13 protein-coding genes are annotated in these 17,231 nt (G+C 42.3%); 5 read left to right on the forward strand and 8 right to left on the reverse strand.

From position 1 onward, the window contains the following. Positions 1 to 112 precede the first annotated feature (112 nt). A complete protein-coding gene (locus tag BM176_RS20865) occupies positions 113 to 1,315 on the reverse strand; it encodes an alpha/beta hydrolase (RefSeq protein ID WP_255373555.1) in 1,203 nt (400 codons plus the stop codon). 281 nt (positions 1,316 to 1,596) lie between these two features. Here BM176_RS20865 and BM176_RS20870 point away from each other — a divergent pair, with 281 nt between their 5' ends. Further along, positions 1,597 to 1,974 (forward strand): winged helix-turn-helix transcriptional regulator, encoded by a 378-nt coding sequence (locus tag BM176_RS20870; protein WP_090106273.1) that lies wholly within the window; start codon positions 1,597 to 1,599, stop codon positions 1,972 to 1,974. 88 nt (positions 1,975 to 2,062) lie between these two features. Here the strand turns inward: BM176_RS20870 and BM176_RS20875 are convergent, their stop codons facing one another. The 7 genes from BM176_RS20875 to BM176_RS20905 all read right to left on the reverse strand — a co-directional run bounded on the left by BM176_RS20875 (position 2,063) and on the right by BM176_RS20905 (position 10,083). Further along, positions 2,063 to 2,728 carry a YceI family protein gene (locus BM176_RS20875; protein WP_177230474.1) on the reverse strand — a complete coding sequence of 222 codons (666 nt, stop codon included), beginning with the start codon at positions 2,726 to 2,728 and terminating at the stop codon, positions 2,063 to 2,065. A gap of 15 nt (positions 2,729 to 2,743) precedes the next feature. Continuing rightward, the gene (gene paaN / locus BM176_RS20880) at positions 2,744 to 4,402 is read right to left on the reverse strand and encodes a phenylacetic acid degradation protein PaaN (protein ID WP_090106275.1); all 1,659 of its coding nucleotides are present in this window, start codon (positions 4,400 to 4,402) and stop codon (positions 2,744 to 2,746) included. Between the two features lie 57 nt (positions 4,403 to 4,459). Further along, a complete protein-coding gene (locus BM176_RS20885) occupies positions 4,460 to 5,545 on the reverse strand; it encodes a tetratricopeptide repeat protein (RefSeq protein WP_090106276.1) in 1,086 nt (361 codons plus the stop codon). 118 nt (positions 5,546 to 5,663) lie between these two features. Beyond that, positions 5,664 to 6,905, reverse strand: coding sequence for a DUF1015 domain-containing protein (locus BM176_RS20890; protein WP_090106277.1), 1,242 nt, complete (start codon positions 6,903 to 6,905; stop codon positions 5,664 to 5,666). Positions 6,906 to 7,009: 104 nt separating this feature from the next. Further along, positions 7,010 to 8,080 carry a 3-phosphoserine/phosphohydroxythreonine transaminase gene (gene serC, locus BM176_RS20895; protein WP_090106278.1) on the reverse strand — a complete coding sequence of 357 codons (1,071 nt, stop codon included), beginning with the start codon at positions 8,078 to 8,080 and terminating at the stop codon, positions 7,010 to 7,012. A 187-nt stretch (positions 8,081 to 8,267) separates the two neighbouring features. Further along, the gene (locus tag BM176_RS20900) at positions 8,268 to 9,203 is read right to left on the reverse strand and encodes a zinc dependent phospholipase C family protein (protein WP_255373556.1); all 936 of its coding nucleotides are present in this window, start codon (positions 9,201 to 9,203) and stop codon (positions 8,268 to 8,270) included. 253 nt (positions 9,204 to 9,456) lie between these two features. Then, the gene (locus BM176_RS20905; protein ID WP_090106280.1) at positions 9,457 to 10,083 is read right to left on the reverse strand and encodes a DUF502 domain-containing protein; all 627 of its coding nucleotides are present in this window, start codon (positions 10,081 to 10,083) and stop codon (positions 9,457 to 9,459) included. A 283-nt stretch (positions 10,084 to 10,366) separates the two neighbouring features. Here BM176_RS20905 and BM176_RS20910 point away from each other — a divergent pair, with 283 nt between their 5' ends. The 4 genes from BM176_RS20910 to BM176_RS20925 all read left to right on the forward strand — a co-directional run bounded on the left by BM176_RS20910 (position 10,367) and on the right by BM176_RS20925 (position 17,065). Beyond that, positions 10,367 to 10,981: a TetR/AcrR family transcriptional regulator gene (locus tag BM176_RS20910; RefSeq protein WP_090106281.1), complete on the forward strand. Its 615-nt coding sequence runs from the start codon at positions 10,367 to 10,369 to the stop codon at positions 10,979 to 10,981. Between the two features lie 72 nt (positions 10,982 to 11,053). Then, positions 11,054 to 12,355 (forward strand): TolC family protein, encoded by a 1,302-nt coding sequence (locus BM176_RS20915; RefSeq protein WP_218162254.1) that lies wholly within the window; start codon positions 11,054 to 11,056, stop codon positions 12,353 to 12,355. 31 nt (positions 12,356 to 12,386) lie between these two features. After that, positions 12,387 to 13,475, forward strand: a complete 1,089-nt coding sequence (locus BM176_RS20920) for an efflux RND transporter periplasmic adaptor subunit (RefSeq protein WP_090106283.1) — start codon at positions 12,387 to 12,389, stop codon at positions 13,473 to 13,475. A 17-nt stretch (positions 13,476 to 13,492) separates the two neighbouring features. Beyond that, a complete protein-coding gene (locus BM176_RS20925) occupies positions 13,493 to 17,065 on the forward strand; it encodes an efflux RND transporter permease subunit (RefSeq protein WP_090106284.1) in 3,573 nt (1,190 codons plus the stop codon). Positions 17,066 to 17,231 lie beyond the last annotated feature (166 nt).

Consider the following 17,231-nt stretch of genomic DNA (forward strand, 5'->3'; position numbering starts at 1 on the left):
TTAATTGATAATCAATGTGATGATTATTATGAATTTCTTAAAAGAAATGTTTAAAATGTATAGTAAAGGGAAGCAGGAATAGGGCAAAACCAGATGCCTTATTTAGGGCATCTTAATGCGTTACATTATGCAGAAACCTTTCTACCGTATAAGTTGATAGTTGCCCGCCGGGACCATTCAGATTATAATCAAAACCGTGGTTTGCCCAGGGGAGTGAAAGGAAAAAATGCTTGATCCCGTTCTCTGTCAGTTTTTTGTTCAGCCGGGTACTATGTTCGTATGCTACCAGCACGTCATGTTCTCCGTGAATAATAAGGGTAGGTACAGAAGATTTGTTTACAAATTCAATCGGGGAACTTGCCGCATAATTTTCAGGTACGGCAGTATAAGTACCACCCAGATAGTTTTCCATCACCTTGCGGGAATCCATTACCCAGGGATTCGCAGGTTTTGAATATCCCCATACCATATCCGCAGGACCATAAAAATCTATAACACCTTTTAATCCGGGAACGGGTTGACGGTATGCCGCCAGCAGAGCTATCTGTGCACCTGCGGAGCGTCCCAGCAATATAAAGTTGGCAGTATCTATCTGTAGCTCCGCTGAATGCGTACGCAGGTAATTCATGGCAGCATAAACATCTTCCACCGGAAGCGGCGACTGATAAACGGGTGCCAGCCTGTAATTTATGGAAGCAACATGATAGCCTGTATTAGCAAGATAGCTGTTAAGTTCAGGCAATTGTTTGCTATCGCCGCTGCTCCATGAGCCGCCATGGATCACTATTACACAGGGCCGCAATCCGGCAGCCTGTGACGGATAAAAATCCAGGTGTAAAGGACAGGCCGTATCTGTACAATAAGTAAAAGTCTGGGGAAGAATAGTTTTCTGATGATTACCTGTTATCATGGTCGTCAGGCTAAAGGGCTGGGACGATTGGATAGCAGGATCATTTCCTAATGTATTATCAATAGCAGCAGCAAGGTGTTGCCCCTGGGAATAAGCCCGGATAACAGGTGTGAGGTAAAGAATCAGTGTTATGATACCTAACAGGGTACCTGCCAGTTGTTGCTTTCCGGGAAAAAAGCCAGTGAATAATAATACCACAGTAATTGTTGCAAACACCCATGCGTACTCGGCTACGCCAATAGCCAGTAACCAGAGATGATAGGTAGGCGCTTTAAAAATCGCCAACAGGGAAATCAGTAAGAAAAGTATAGTGAATGTTAAACGGATCATAAAGCGATTTTGCAAAACAGGTAAGGGCTTACTAAATGAGTAGGCATATTCCTCATCTGTAAAGATATTAATCATATTGACAGTTTGAGCTGACAGGAAATATGCACTTTCCTATGATGATGCATTTATTAAGGATATTCTTAATTTCCCCGGTTTTAAAGTAACAGCTGCAAAAAGACCTGAAAGTCTTCCATATGAGTAATAGTTAATCGCCAATGTATTCGAATATTTTATAATTAATATATGAGTTGGTTTTTCTGAACAATAGCCTTATCTTTTCAATAATTGTTGAGAGCAGATCCATTGGAAAACCGTCTGTACATTTGCATATTATTTGACCAATAAAGAGAGATTATATGGCAGAAAGAAAGACAAATTCGTCAAACTATCAGAATCAATCGTTTCTTGAGAACAAGTGTCCGCTGAATGAGCTGTTGTACTCCATGAGTCGCAGGTGGACTACAGATATCTTATTTTGCATAGAGGAGGGTAAGAACAGGTTCTCTGCGATCAGGGAAGAACTTACCTATATAACGGATCATATCCTGTCAGATCGTCTTAAAGTGCTGGAAAAGAGTGGTCTTATCAGCAGGCTGCAGTTTCCGGGTATGCCTCCCAAAGTAACTTATTCATTAACAGATAATGGGGTAGAGTTGTGCCGGCTTCTGGAACAGTTGTGCGAGTTTTCAAGTATCATTTATGAAGACAAGACTGTAACCGCATTAACAGCATAGGTAATACTTAAAATACGAACTCCGTCATTGATTACCTGTATTGGCAATCAGCGACGGAGTCATATTAAAACAATTATAGCCGGAGGGCTTAATGTTTTACACCTCTTATCTTCAGCTGTATATTTACCTGTGAATTGATCAACTTGTCCTGCATAGATTTATCCGCCCTGTAGGTCATTCCCCAAAGCGTACGATCTATATTAAAAACAGCTTCTGCCGTTAGCACACCATTATTGATTTTGATGGAGGAAGGAAATGAGATGTTCATGGTAATGTTCTTAATGGTAAGATTACCCTGAATCATATAATTAGCATCCTTCATCATCACATCATTACCTACGGAAGGGTGAAAATCGCTGGAGCCCGTAATTTCAAACGTAGCAATCGGAAATTTCTCCACATCAAAAAACAGTGGCCCTTTCAGTTCTCTTTCAAGTTTATGTTGAAGGGCGGTGTCGGTTTGTAATAAGTCCAGGTCTTGCAGGGAGCTCATGTTAATAGTAAAGGTACCACCGGTAATGTCTTTATCTTTCACATATAACTTCCCCTGTTGTATCTGGAACCGACCTGTATGTTTGCCTGTAGGTTTGGTGCCAATCCATTGTAATTCACTGGTGGTAGTATCCACCAGGTAAGCGCTGCCTTCTCCTTCCTTTACGGATTGAGCTTTGGTTGTCGTTGCCTTGTCTGCTTTAGGTGCCTGTTCACAGGCGGCTATCAAAGCAAGAAAAATAAGAGGTAGTATATATTTCATAAACATATTATTCTATCAGCTGCCGGTAACTTCCCGGTTCCCTACCCATACAAATCTTCTCAGAATAAATTCAGGATTGGTAAAACTTGCATTCCCCGCCGGATTGCCTCCCGTTACATGAAAATCTGAAAAAGCAGCGTGTTGGTTTACCCATATAAACCCGGTAAAGTTAAAAGATACAGGTGTGAAAACACTGTTCATGGCCTCAGTGATCTTTTCTTTGATCTCCGGGCTCGTAGCATAAGCTGCGCAGGTTATTGCTCCATGCTGCTGTGCCATCTGTTGCGCCAGTTGAATTGACTCGTTGGTATCTTTTGTTTTTATCAATAACAAAACCGGGCCAAATAATTCCTGTTCAAAAATATTCTTATCTGTACTGTTTACCTCCAGCAGGGTAGGAGTGAAGCCCCGCAGGTGAGTGAATTCCTCACTTGTTATTGGCTGTCCTTCCAGTATTACTTTGGCACCCAGCTTGTTAGCATTGTGTGCACGCTGTAATGTGGTATCATTTTGCAGGGCACCCAGTGTACCTGCTCCCATTTTAGGATTATTCACCAGTGCCTGTACTGCATCTTTGAATTTCTGCACCACTTCATCAAAGCTCAAATGGCCACTGGCCGTAGATATACCTTGTTGTGAAATGAAGAAATTCTGTGGAGCCGTACACATCTGACCTGAATACAGGGAAACAGAAAAGGCCAGATTCTGTAATACCGCATCTATGTCAGTCACGCTGTCGATGATCACAGAATTAACACCAGCTTTTTCTGTAAAGACAGTTTTTCCTGTCAGTGACTCTACATAATTGCCAAATTGGCTGCCGCCGGTATAGTCGATCAGTTGAATACCCGGATGTTCGCACAGCGTTTTTGAAATAGGAGCAGCAGTTGTATCTGTGGCCAGCTGGCACAGATTAGGACTGAATCCTTTTTCCTGTAATACCTGTTGTATGGCGCTTACAGCAATGGCAATGGGTAATATGGCTTTGGGATGCGGTTTTACGATTACGGGATTCCCGGTTACGAGATCTGCAAAGATCCCGGGTAAAGAGTTCCATACCGGAAATGTGGAACAGCCTATTACCAGACCAATCCCTTTAGGGATAGCTCTGAATTCTTTTTTCAGTACCAGCGATGATTTACCCATTGGCTTTTCCCACAAGAGTGTTGCCGGGTAACGGGTGCCTTCATGATATCCCATAGCAATGGCTTCCAGTGCACGGTCATTAGCGTGTGGGCCGGATGCCTGAAAACTCATCATAAAGCTTTGACCGGTGGTATGCTGTGTGGCATAAGCAATATCAAAGAAACGTTCTTTGATCCCTTCCAATGCTTCTACCAGGATATCTGCACGTACGGATACAATGGTATTACGCCATTGGGGAGCGGCGGCTGTTGCTTTTTCTACCAGGTCATTTGCAGTAAAAACGGGATAGGTGATGCCCAGTGGTTCCTGGGTATAAGGAGATACTTCTTCTCCCGCCCAGGTACTTTCTCCTGACTGTAACAGTTGCTTGAAAGGTTTTTTCAGCAGCTGAAGATAATTGTCAGATCCCTGTTCAATTGCATTTTCGCCGTAGGCTTTTGGATGTTCGGGGTACTGAGAATAAAACGCGCGGTCATGATTAGCCTTCACGGCTTTATCAATCGTGTTTTGGTGTTTGATCGTGAGCATATGTGGAATTTGTGGATTTATTCGATCTTTCGCTCAATCAGCCAGTCTGTTCATTTCTCACCTTGGGAGTGAGAAATGATTGTCGTTATAGTGTTCATCCGGTCTCATCTTCAAAGTGTGACTTCGCTGGAATTGCAGAAAACCATCATAATCGGATTTATGAAGGCTGGTCCAGGCTTTAAAGGCCGCCTGGTTAGCCACTGGTCCGAATATCCATTGATTATAAGCTTCGAACATTCCCTCTCTAAGTAAGGTACGTTGGAAGTCGAACAATGCATACGGAAATCTGAGACCAGAAAAATTATACCAGTCCAGCAGGAAGCGCGTACGTAACATGGTGAGGCTTTCAGGGTCTATACCTGTCATCACCACACCTACCTGTTTGCCCATAGCTGCCAGGTAATTGTTCTCGAACTCCGCTGCAGACGGACGTTTGCTTTTTTTAGTAGCCTGCTGTTGTTGCTCTTCAACAGCTTTACTCAGGATGGATGGATCGTTGTATAATTTTTTATAGGCATCTATCAGCATGTTCCTGACTTCAGCTGTACGGTCAGTATAACTTTCCAGGTTTACAAAGATCTCCCCATAAATAATAATCCACAGCACATCCTTTGTATAAGCATAGGCCCGTGCAGCATTATAATAATTACTGGGGAAGTTGGGATCTTTCTCGATTCCTTTCAGCCAGCTACCCATGCCTCCTTCGTAAATTTTCAGGAACATCAGCAGTTGTCCGTTATCATTATATAACTCTCCGCTTTCAGGAAATTTCTTCAGTCCTTTCTCGTATAGTTTCTGCGCTGTTTTCCATTCCTGACGTGCCTGGTAAATATTTCCTGCAATCTGGTAAAGCTGCGCATCTGCTTCTTTTTTATTCAGCAGGGATTCTATGATATTTTTTGATTTACTCATATCACCCTGCAGGTAATAGGCAAATCCCAGTTGCTTACGGAATTCTACATTATCAGGTTCCATTTGTAATGCCTGATTCAGTACCAGTATGGCATTGGCGTAATCTCCATCACGAATAAAACTGGTAGCTGTATTGTATAATTCCTTTGAATCCTGTGCCGATGCAATTGCAGATGAAAACAATAGTCCAACAAATAACATTGTTTTCAATAAAGAATCCCTCATATTCATGCCTGTCTGAACGTTTGTTGTAAAAATAAAGAAAAAAGTGTGCCATCCGCTTTTAAGTCCAATTAAAAAGCCCGGGCAATTATTTTGCCCGGGCCGGATATATCAGCTAATTATGTTATCAGATCAGGTGGCTGATCAGTCCATCTCTGAGTTTAGGTTCAAACCAGGTGCTTTTTGGAGGCATTACATTACCACTATCTGCGATATCAAATAACTGCTGAATAGTAACGGGATAGAGTGCAAATGCCACTTTCATTTCACCACTGTCTACTCTCTTTACCAGTTCATTCAGCCCGCGGATGCCGCCAACAAAATCAATACGCTTGTCCGTACGCTGATCTTTAATACCCAGGATTTTGTCCAGCACATTATTGGAAAGGATAGTTACATCCAGGATGCCAATTGGATCAGTGGTATAGGTGCCTTCTTCTGCCACCAGACGGTACCAGGTACCATCCAGATACATGCTGAATTCATGCAGCATGGATGGCTGCTGGGGCATATGGCCAATGGGCTCTACATTGAAATCATATTCCAGCCTGGACAGCAGGGCTTCTTTGCTCAGGCCGTTCAGATCTTTTACTACGCGGTTATAATCCAGGATCACCAGTTGGCTGGCCGGGAAAATAGTGGTCAGGAAAAAATTAGCCGGATCATCTGCAGTGATGATCTTCTGTTCTGCCAATTCTTTCTGCACCAAAGAGGCAGAGGCGGCACGATGATGTCCGTCTGCGATATAGGTGAAGGGTACTTTTTTCTCAAAAAGGGTGCTGATTTCATTTACAGCAGTAGGTTCATCTACTACCCAAACGGTATGCTGAATACCATCTGAAGCTGTAAAATCGTAAGCCGGAGTGTGGGCCGCCATCCAGTGATCCACCAGGAAGTTCACCTCTGGCACATCGTTATAGGTCAGGAATACGTTCCCTGTCTGGGCACGGGTGGTTTTGATATTGTTGATACGGTCCTGTTCTTTATCAGGCCGGGTAAATTCATGTTTCTTAATGATTCCATTATTATAATCTGATACGGAGGATGCACAAACGAGTCCAGTCTGGGTACGACCGTTCATTACCAGTTTATAAATATAATAGCAAGGGGTATTATCCTGGAAAAGTGTCCCTTCTTTAATGAAGCGTTGCAGGTTCTCTGCTGCTTTATCGTATACCGCCTGACTATATACATCTGTACCTTCCGGCAGGTCTATTTCCGATTTGGAAACATGGTAAAAAGCATATGGGTTACCTGTTGCTTCTACCTTTGCTTCTGCTGCGCTCAGCACATCATAGGGGCGTGCCGCTACTTTGTCTGCCAGTGCCGGAGTAGGTCTTAATCCTTTGAAGGGTTTGATGATTGCCATGATTTATAATTGTTAAGCCGCAAAAGTAATTAATTAATGCACCAATACATAACACAAAGGGCTCCTGTTCAGGAGCCCTTTGTGTTATGTTGTAAAGAAATCTTTTATGCTTTCTTCAGACTGAAATATTTCATTGCTTCTACAAGCACCTCTACACTGTCGTACGGGAGGGCGTTGTAGAGAGAGGCGCGGAAACCGCCTACCATGCGATGACCTTTGATACCAACGATATCCTCTTTCTTGCAGAATTTAAGGAATTCTTCTTCCAGTTCCGGTTTATCCATGATAAAGGATACGTTCATACGGCTGCGGTCTTCTTTGGCCACAGTACCACGGAACAGTGGATTTTGATCGATCTCATTATATAAGAGTGCAGCTTTCTTCTCATTAATCTTTTCTATACCAGCTGCTCCGCCCTGATCTCTCAGCCAGCGCAGTGTCAGCATTGAAATATAGATAGCAAATACGGGAGGGGTATTTAACATGGAACCGTTTTCAACATGATTACGGTAATCCAGTATGGATGGTATTTTACGGGTTACTTTTCCCAGCGCACTCTTGCGAACAGCAACCATAGTGGTACCTGCAGCTCCCATGTTTTTCTGTACGCCGGCATATATGAGGGTGAACTTGTTAAAGTCAAGTTGACGGCTCAGTATATCACTGCTCATATCAGCCACCAATGGCACTTCAGTCTCCGGCATCTTCTGCCATTGAGTACCATAGATGGTGTTGTTGGTAGTTATATGAAGGTAAGCTGACTTTGGCTGAATAGTAAACTGTTTCGGAATATAGGTGTAGTTACTCTCCTTAGAGCTGGCAGCTACATCTACGAATCCAAATTGTTTTGCTTCTTTAATAGCCTTGTTACTCCATACACCAGTATCGATGTAGGACGCCGTCCCATCATTTTCCAGCAAATTCATAGGTACCTGAAGAAATTGGGTAGTAGCCCCACCATGCAGGTAGAGTACTTCGAAATCATCTTCCAATTGCATCAGTTCCTTTACGAGATTGCGTGCCTCATCCAAAACCGCCTGAAACAGCGGGGTTCTATGTCCAATTTCCAAAATAGACATTCCTGAACCCTCAAAGTCAATCAAAGCTTTGCTGGCCTTGTATAGCACCTCATTTGGCAGTACAGAAGGCCCTGCGTTAAAATTATGCACCTTCATAGGTCGATCTAAGTTAAATACATTGTTAGCTTTTTCCACGTTGTTCTTGGTTTGTTCAGAGGAATGGATTAAAAAATGTATGGTATTTCAAAATGATGCTAATAGCGTGTAGGATAAGGCTAAAAAGATAGTATTAACAAAGATAAATTATTATTTTTTAAAATCGAAATTAATTGAAAATACCCCATTATTCTTCTTGTCTGCCTATCATTTTGTCTTTTACAGGGAGTACCTTCTCCTTCAAGAAAATTTTGGCGTCAAGCTCGCCTAAATGCGGCATACCGGCATTTACCCAAGCGGTATACCAAAAACTTGAAATCATGAATATGGCGCCACACATCCGTCGTTCTACCATGTTCCCCAGCACCTGTTGATAGGCCCTGGTATAGGCTGTTGAATAGGTTCTTACCAGTTTACCACTTCTGTTTTCATAGGCATAACGCTGATCTGTTGGGAAGTGAATGCTCAACGTCCGTTCTTTCTTTAATACCGTATCTGCCGCCATTGCACTTTCCCTAACGATCTGCCATGTGGTGGCCTGGATATCCCGGATATATACTGCTTTACCAGCCCAATAGTTAAAAGCCTGGTCGGCCAGCAACTCTGGAATCCGCGATTCCCATAGTCCATGAATGCCTTGCTGACCAGTAAACTGGCCATTATGATTGGAACAGGCATGCAGGGGAACATGGGCATCTGCTATATAATGCCCGAGATCAGCACTAAGTTTCATAATCTGAGCGCTATTCTTTTCCTGGAATGCTTTTGTAAGGCGGGCCATCATATGAGAGATATGCCAGGGAAGGATCCCGTAGGTATTCAATGTATCCTCACTGAACTTCGTAACTGCATCCCGCCATACTACAGGGAGGTATTCTTCTCTGTAATGATCAATATCAATATAATGCCGGGGACCTTCTGCAGCTACTATATATCGCCGCTTATCAGCATCTGTGGCGTGATTAGTCAGGTATTCCAGTTGTGGTTTATATAATGCGATCATTTCCGGTGGTAATAAAAATACCGCCAGCCGATTAATACGCTGATGGGCAAAAAAGCCCCATCCTTTTGTTGAAATTGGAAAGAATATGATCAGCATGATCACAAATAGCCGGAGAAACATTGGGAAACTGGTTAACAAACGTAATAATTTAACTCTTGGAAGATAGCATGACTATACCTCAACTATACCTCAGCTATACTCTGGCCAGGTTCATCCTACGTTCATCTTACGTTTAAAGACGTAGGATGAACGTAGGATGAACCTGGCCAGAGCATAGTTATGTATTTGTTATATACTGTTCATGCACTTATCATGTACTTTAAATTACCTCTTTTTTGAGATAATTTGTTTTTGACGTTAATAAATTTACTGATTATTTATGATGATGGCCATCGAGGCTGGTCACCCCTCCACTCACTGCAAATTTCATCGCTTCACCTGCTGAAATATTGGTCAGATGTTTTACCCGTTCATTGGGGACCATAAAAACTTTCCCGGTGATGGCATAGGCATGGGGAACATACACTGCCATGTGATTATCTAATCCCAGGCTGCTAACATCTGTCTGGGTAATAAAGCCCATTTCCCATACATCCACACCATAGATCTGTACCAGTACCGGGTGATCAAACTTTTTCTTTTCTCCTACAAAAGCATCAAATACATCCTTTACGGAAGTATAGATATACTTAATAAAAGGGGTTCTTTCCAGTAGTTGATCAAATAAAGAGAAGATCCTGCTTAATATAAATGAAGAACTCAGATAGCCTACTCCCACTACCAGTGCTATAACAAGTATAAAACCTACCCCTTTATAGCGGAGATATTTCAGCGGAGTATCTATGGGAATCAGTTCTCTGGGTATGATATTATCAATTGTCATAAATGCCCAGTAAAGTGTCAGTGCTGTAATCCCAACTGGGGCAAGAATGATCAATCCCTGGAAAAAATACCGCAACATGCGGGCTGCCAGGAGTTTCAATCGGATTTTTGGAGACATATATTATTTGTGTATAAGTGTGCCCCGGGTTCAATCCGGGCTGTGACTGCACGAAGTTACATAGTTTATTTTATCCCCCTTTTTCTTGTCTGTCTCCTGCTCTCTATCAAGATAAGCACATTAAATAAATTTGTCCTGGAAACTTTTGTAGTTTAAAAAGTTTCCATAGTTTTGCTGCTGTAGCAAGACAAATCTGTTAAAACCACCGACTGGAAAAACCAATAATGATCCAATTGACTGGAAATGAGCCCGCAATAAGAAAAAAAACTTCATACACTTCAAAATGGAAATACAGGAACGGATCCTCGATACTTCATTTGGCTTGTTCCGGCAATTTGGAACAAGGTCTATTACGATGGATGATATAGCCCAGAAAATGGGTGTATCTAAAAAAACGCTGTATGCACATTTTGCTGATAAAGATGAACTGGTAATGAACGCTATTTCCCGTTATCTCAAGGAAATGGAGAGGGAATCTGTGGAAAATCAGCAGAAAGCCGGAGATGCGATTGAGGAACTCTTTCTTGTAATGCAGATGCTGGATGAATGCTTCCGTTATATGAATCCTATAGTGCTGTTTGATCTGCAACGTTTCCATCCTCAGGCATTTCAGGTATTCCAGGATTATAAAAATGGCGGATTACAGCTCATCATCCGTCAGAACCTGGAGCGCGGCGTAAAGGAAGGTCTTTATCGTCCGGAACTCGATCTTGATATCATGACGCAATACCGGCTGGCCACTACCATGTTATGCTTTCAGCCGGATGCATTCCCGGTGGCTAAATACGAAATGAGTAAAGTGCAGCGGATCCTGCTGGAACATTACCTATATGGCCTTGTATCTGAAGAAGGATACAAACGTATAGGACAATACAAGGAAATAACTCTTGCAAAATAAACCTTTATGCGACTAAAAATTAAGCACGTTGGCTTAACCTGTGTTTTTCTCCTACTAACTGTTTTAATGGGGATGGCCCAACAGCCAGCCAAACCCGCTCAGCAGGAGGTGCTGCCACTATCTGCTAAACAGGCTGTAGACTATGCTCTGGCCAACCAGGCAACTATCCGTACGGCAAAACTGGATCAACTGATCCAACTTGCCAAGAATAAAGAAGTAAGTGGACTGGCCCTGCCAAACGTAACAGGCAATGGTACCTTCCAGCATAATCCAATTGTACAGAAACAATTGATCGATGCTTCTAATTTTAGCGACACTGTGCCTAAAGGAACTTTGGTTCCTTTCTCCTTCGGACTCAAATTTAATGTGATCGGAGAAGTGAAAGTAACCCAGGTATTATTTGATCCCAGTATACTGGTAGCCCTGCAGGCACGCAAAACACTGGAAGAACTCTCTACCCGCAATGTCCAGAAAACAGAAATAGATGTAAAGGTAAATGTGTACAAATCTTATTATAATGTACTCTCTGCTCATAAGGCATTACAGTTCCTTACCGGCAACATTGCATCAGTAGAAAAAATACTGAGTGATACAAAAGAAACCTATAAGAACGGATTGGTGGAAAAACTGGATGTAGACAGGCTGATGGTACAACTCACCAACCTGCGTACAGAAGAAACCAAACTCCGTAATCTCAGCGAAGTAGGCATTGCTGCCCTGAAATACCAGATGGGAATGTCTTTACAACAGGAGATCACATTAACGGATACACTTTCTACCACAGAAATAAAATCCCAGATAGCTGCGGATAATAGCGACTATACACAGCGCATCGAATACCAGTTACTGGAAACACAGAAACGGGCATACGAATATGATGTGAAACGGTATAAGTTAAATGCACTGCCTACATTGGCTCTCTTTGGTACAGGTGGAGCAAGCAGAGCCAGCGATGTATTCAATTACTTTAAAACAGAAACCTGGTATGGATATGTAGGTTATGGTGCAAGCCTGACATTACCTATTTATGCAGGTTCTCAACGCAGACGTAAAGTGGATCAGGCTTTCCTGGAAGTGAAAAAAGCAGAAGTGCAACTGGATAATGCCAAACTAGGCATAGATCTGGAACGTTCCCAGTCTTCTTCTAATCTGCGAAACAACATTCTCACACTGGATGCTCAGGAAAGCAATATGCAGCTGGCGCAGGAAGTATACAATATGACGCAGACGAAGTACAGGGAAGGAGTAGGTTCCAGCCTTGAAATGAGTACAGCAGAAAATGATCTGCTGACTGCACAGAACAATTATTTCTCAGCCTTATATAATGCGGTAGTTGCCAAAGTAGATTACCTGAAAGCATACGGCAAATTGTAAAACATTATCGATCATCCTTAACTACAACTATATGTTTAAAAGATATTTCCCTGCTCTGCTGATTACTGCATTCGTCGCGGCTTGTAGTACAAGCAAAGAAGATCAGCTGAAAGAACTGAAACAGAAAAAAGCAGAACTGGAACTGAAAATCACTAAACTCGAAAAGGAAACCAGCAAAAGTGATACACTGAAGAAAAAGAAAACAGTGGTAATAACTGCTGTTCAGGATACAGTATTTGAACACTATATAGATATACAGGGAAGCGTGGATGCACGTGAAAATGTAAATGTTTCTTCCAGAATACCCGGGGTAATCACAAATATCTTTGTAAAAGAAGGACAGTCTGTAAGCAAAGGCCAGACACTGGCACAGGTAGATGATCAGATTCTGCGGGCCAACATGTCGGAACTGCATACACAATTGGAGCTTGCCAATACCGTATTCCAGAAACAGCAAAACCTGTGGAACCAGAAAATAGGTTCTGAACTGCAATACCTGAACGCTAAAAACCAGAAAGAAGGTCTTGAAAGAAAGATAGCTACGCTGCAGGATCAGATGGGACAGGCAAAAATTATTTCACCTATTAGTGGTACAGTAGATGCTGTAATAGCAAAGCTGGGAGATAATGCAACACCCGGAGCTCCGGCTTTCCGTGTAGTGAATAACAGTAACCTGAGAGTATTGGCAAATGTGGCAGAAGCATATGCCGGCAAAGTAAAAACAGGTGATGTTGTTGTTCTCAACTTCCCGGACATTGATAAACAGGTACGTACTAAAATCAGTTTTGCTGCAAGAGTAATTGATCCGCTTAGCCGTACAATTAAAGTAGAAGTTCCCTTACAGGCAGATCCTGCGCTGCGTCCAAATATGATGGCCCAGATCAAGATCATAGATTACAGAACTCCAAAAGCAGTTGTGATCCCTGTAAATGTGATTCAGTATTCATTAGGTAAACCGTATGTGATCCTTGTCCAGAATGGTGTTGCAAAAAGAAGAGAAATAGAGATGGGACATACTTATAATGACAAGGCAGAAATTAAAAGCGGACTGCAGCCTGGTGAGAATATTGTAATTATCGGTTACCAGGGATTGAATGATAATGACCTGATCCAGCAATAATAATTAAAACAAGGTTTATGCAAGATAATCTCAATAAAGAATTTAAACCTACCAGCTGGTCGATCGATAATAAGGTGAGCATTTATGTCGCCACTATTATCCTCGCTTTGGCGGGTATCATGTCATATCAGAGTTTGCCAAAGGAACAGTTTCCTGAAGTAGTATTCCCTCAGTTTTATATCAGCACCATTTATAGTGGTACTGCTCCGGAAGACATGGAAACGCTGGTTACAAAACCCATTGAAAAACAACTGGGCGGTATTTCCGGTGTGAAATCCATCAAAAGTACGTCCATGCAGGATTACTCTGCCATCATCATAGAATTTGATGCGAGTGAAAATATGGATGCTGCACGGCAGGAGGTGAGGCAGAAAGTAGATGATGCAAAGAAAGATCTGCCAACTGATCTAACCCAGGAACCTCAGATCATTAAGGTGGATGTATCGCAGATTCCTATTATGAACGTGAACCTGGCTGGTGATTTTGATCTGCAAACATTAAAAAAGTATGCAGACGAAATGCAGGATCGTATTGAAGCGCTTAGTGAAATCACCCGTGTAGATATTGTGGGGGCACTGGACCGTGAAATACAGATCAATGTTGATAAGTATAAAATGGATGCTGCACAGATCAGCTTTGGTGATGTTTCAACGGCTATTAAGTCAGAGAACGTGACAATCTCCGGTGGTCTTGTATCTATGGATGGTCAGAAACGTACTCTTAGTGTAAAAGGTGAATATAAAGATGCATCCAAACTACGTAATCTGATTATACGCGGACAGTCAGGCGCAACCGTATATCTCCGCGATATTGCAGAGGTAGTGGATGGCTTCAAAGAGCAGGAGAGTTATGCGCGTTTGAATGGTAAAAATGTAATCACGCTGAACGTAATCAAACAGAGCGGAAAAAATCTGATTGATGCTTCTGATAAAATCCGTGCTATCATTAAAGAAATGCAGGCAGATTATCTGCCCGCAGGACTGGAAGTGAAAATCACTGCAGATCAGTCGGATTCTACCCGTGTAACATTGCATGACCTGATCAATACGATTATTATCGGTTTCATGTTGGTAACGCTGATCCTGATGTTCTTCATGGGTGCTGTAAACGCCATATTCGTGGCTTTGTCCGTACCTATCTCTATGTTCATTGCATTCCTGCTGATGCCTGCATATGGCTTTACGCTGAATATGATGGTACTGTTCTCTTTCCTGCTGGCATTGGGAATTGTAGTAGATGATGCAATTGTGGTGATAGAAAACGTACACCGTATTTTTTATAGCAGGAAGGATCTTGGTATTGTTAAAGCAGCTAAGATAGCCGCAGGTGAAGTATTCCTGCCGGTATTCTCCGGTACACTAACGGTGCTGGCGCCATTTGTACCACTGCTTTTCTGGCCGGGTATTATTGGTAGTTTCATGTTCTTCCTGCCGGTAACGTTGATCACTACACTGGGAGCATCCCTGATAGTAGCATACATTATTAATCCGGTGTTTGCAGTAGACTTCATGGATCGTCATGAAGGAGAAGCGCATCCTACACCGAAATTCGACAGGAAGTTTACCATCCTCACGGTTGTATTTGTTGTTATTGCCCTGATTGCTTACTTCGCAGGTAGCAGGGGAGTAGGCAACTTTGTATTATTCGTTTATGCAATGATTGTGATGGAGCGTTTCTGGCTGGGTGGTGTTGCCCGCCGCTTCCAGAGTAACCTATGGCCAAGAGTACAGAACCGTTACAAGCGTATGTTGCAATGGTGTCTTATTGGCTGGCGTCCTGTATGGATCCTGTTAAGTACTTTCTTTTTGCTCATCTTCAGTATTGTTTTAACGGGTATACGTAATCCTAAAGTAGTATTCTTCCCAACGGCAGATCCTAACTTCATCTATGCTTACATAGAGTTGCCTATGGGTGCAGATCAGAAATACACGGATTCTATTACACATATAATAGAAGACAGGATCACGAAAGTAATGGGTACTAATAATCCCATTGTGGAATCTATTATCTCCAATGTGGCGGTAGGTGCCGGAGATCCTTCACAGCAGGATCTGAGTACACAGCCACATAAGGGAAAGGTAACAGTAGCTTTCGTGGAATTTGGGAAACGCAATGGTGTATCTACCAAGCAGTACCTTGGAAAGATAAGAGAAGCTGCAAAAGGTATTCCCGGTGCAGATATTACAGTTGAACAGGAACAGGGTGGCCCGCCAACAGGTAAGCCTATTAATATAGAAATCTCTGGCGATAAGTTTGAAGAGCTTACGGCTGGTGGAGAAAAATTAAAACGTTACCTGGACTCTTTACAGATTGATGGTGTGGAAGAATTGAAAACAGATTTCCAGAGTAACAAACCGGAAATCCTGGTGAATATAGACAGGGAACGGGCTAACCGGGAAGGAATCTCTACCGCTACTATCGGTATGGCATTGCGTACGGCATTGTATGGAGATGAGGCCTCTAAGTTCCGTGATCCGGAAGATGATTATAAAATAATGGTACGTTTCAAAGAAACTCAGCGTAATAATATTAACACGCTGATGAATATGAATATTGTGTACCGTGATATGAATATGGGAGGAGCTATCCGTCAGGTACCATTATCTGCTGTAGCAGATATTAAGTACTCCAATACTTATGCAAGTATCAAGCGTATAGATCAGAAACGCGTTATTACGCTTTATTCCAATGTACTTACAGGATATAACACCAATGAAATAGTGCAGCAGATCCAGACAGCGTTGAAAGATTTTCCAAAACCGCCTGGCACTACTATCAAGATGACAGGTGAGCAGGAAGACCAGCAAGAAACAATGAACTTCTTGCTGATGGCGGCACTTGGAGCTTTCGGGTTAATCCTGATGATCATGGTTATACAATTCAACTCTATAGGTAGACCATTGATCATTTTCATGGAAATCCTGTTCAGTATCATCGGTGTATTCCTTGGTTTCTCCATTTTCAAAATGGATATCTCAATCGTAATGACCGGGGTAGGAATCATGGCACTGGCGGGTATTGTGGTGCGTAATGGTATTGTGCTTGTAGAATTTATAGACCTGTTGGTGATGCAGGGAACACCTGTATATGAGGCTGTTGTGGAAGGCGGAAGAACACGTATGACACCGGTATTATTGACTGCAATCGCTGCGATCCTTGGTTTAATACCGCTGGCAGTGGGCTTTAATATTGACTTTGCGGGATTATTTTCTTCATTTGAACCGCATATTTTCTTTGGTGGAGATAGCGTTGCCTTCTGGGGACCGCTGGCATGGACAATGGTATACGGATTGCTTTTTGCCACCTTCCTTACATTGATCCTGGTGCCGGTGATGTACGCCATGAATAAGCGTTCCATAGATGTGCTGGATCATTATAACTTATCCCGCAAGTTGAAATATGTACCATTCCTGGTATTGATTCTGAAGTGGTGTATGAGGAGAGAAGATGTGAGGAAACTGCATGATCCTGCTTATGCCTCTGACCGGGCATATAGATTTTTTGAGAATCATGAAGAAGACGTAATAGTGGTTGATGAAAAGTCTTATAATGGACATGGTGAGGTAAAAGAATATCAAAAGAAACATTAAATGTTATAACAAGAGTTTTAGTCGATACACATACAGTGTAACAGTTGTAGGTTTAACAGATACCGTTCCGATTCTTCGGAACGGTTTTTTTTTGCCCTTAACAAACTTTAACAATTAACTGCTGTCCCAATTTCTTATTTTTGATGAACAAACCGGCCATTAGTTG

The organism is Chitinophaga sp. CF118 (assembly GCF_900112615.1).
Taxonomy (GTDB): domain Bacteria; phylum Bacteroidota; class Bacteroidia; order Chitinophagales; family Chitinophagaceae; genus Chitinophaga.

Bases quoted from the DNA above. Each gene is read 5' to 3' on its own strand.
- BM176_RS20865 (WP_255373555.1), bottom strand. From the start codon at position 1,315: ATGATTAATATCTTTACAGATGAGGAATATGCCTACTCATTTAGTAAG.
- BM176_RS20870 (WP_090106273.1), top strand. From the start codon at position 1,597: ATGGCAGAAAGAAAGACAAATTCGTCAAACTATCAGAATCAATCGTTT.
- BM176_RS20875 (WP_177230474.1), bottom strand. From the start codon at position 2,728: ATGAAATATATACTACCTCTTATTTTTCTTGCTTTGATAGCCGCCTGT.
- paaN (WP_090106275.1), bottom strand. From the start codon at position 4,402: ATGCTCACGATCAAACACCAAAACACGATTGATAAAGCCGTGAAGGCT.
- BM176_RS20885 (WP_090106276.1), bottom strand. From the start codon at position 5,545: ATGAATATGAGGGATTCTTTATTGAAAACAATGTTATTTGTTGGACTA.
- BM176_RS20890 (WP_090106277.1), bottom strand. From the start codon at position 6,905: ATGGCAATCATCAAACCCTTCAAAGGATTAAGACCTACTCCGGCACTG.
- serC (WP_090106278.1), bottom strand. From the start codon at position 8,080: ATGAAGGTGCATAATTTTAACGCAGGGCCTTCTGTACTGCCAAATGAG.
- BM176_RS20900 (WP_255373556.1), bottom strand. From the start codon at position 9,203: ATGTTTCTCCGGCTATTTGTGATCATGCTGATCATATTCTTTCCAATT.
- BM176_RS20905 (WP_090106280.1), bottom strand. From the start codon at position 10,083: ATGTCTCCAAAAATCCGATTGAAACTCCTGGCAGCCCGCATGTTGCGG.
- BM176_RS20910 (WP_090106281.1), top strand. From the start codon at position 10,367: ATGGAAATACAGGAACGGATCCTCGATACTTCATTTGGCTTGTTCCGG.
- BM176_RS20915 (WP_218162254.1), top strand. From the start codon at position 11,054: ATGGCCCAACAGCCAGCCAAACCCGCTCAGCAGGAGGTGCTGCCACTA.
- BM176_RS20920 (WP_090106283.1), top strand. From the start codon at position 12,387: ATGTTTAAAAGATATTTCCCTGCTCTGCTGATTACTGCATTCGTCGCG.
- BM176_RS20925 (WP_090106284.1), top strand. From the start codon at position 13,493: ATGCAAGATAATCTCAATAAAGAATTTAAACCTACCAGCTGGTCGATC.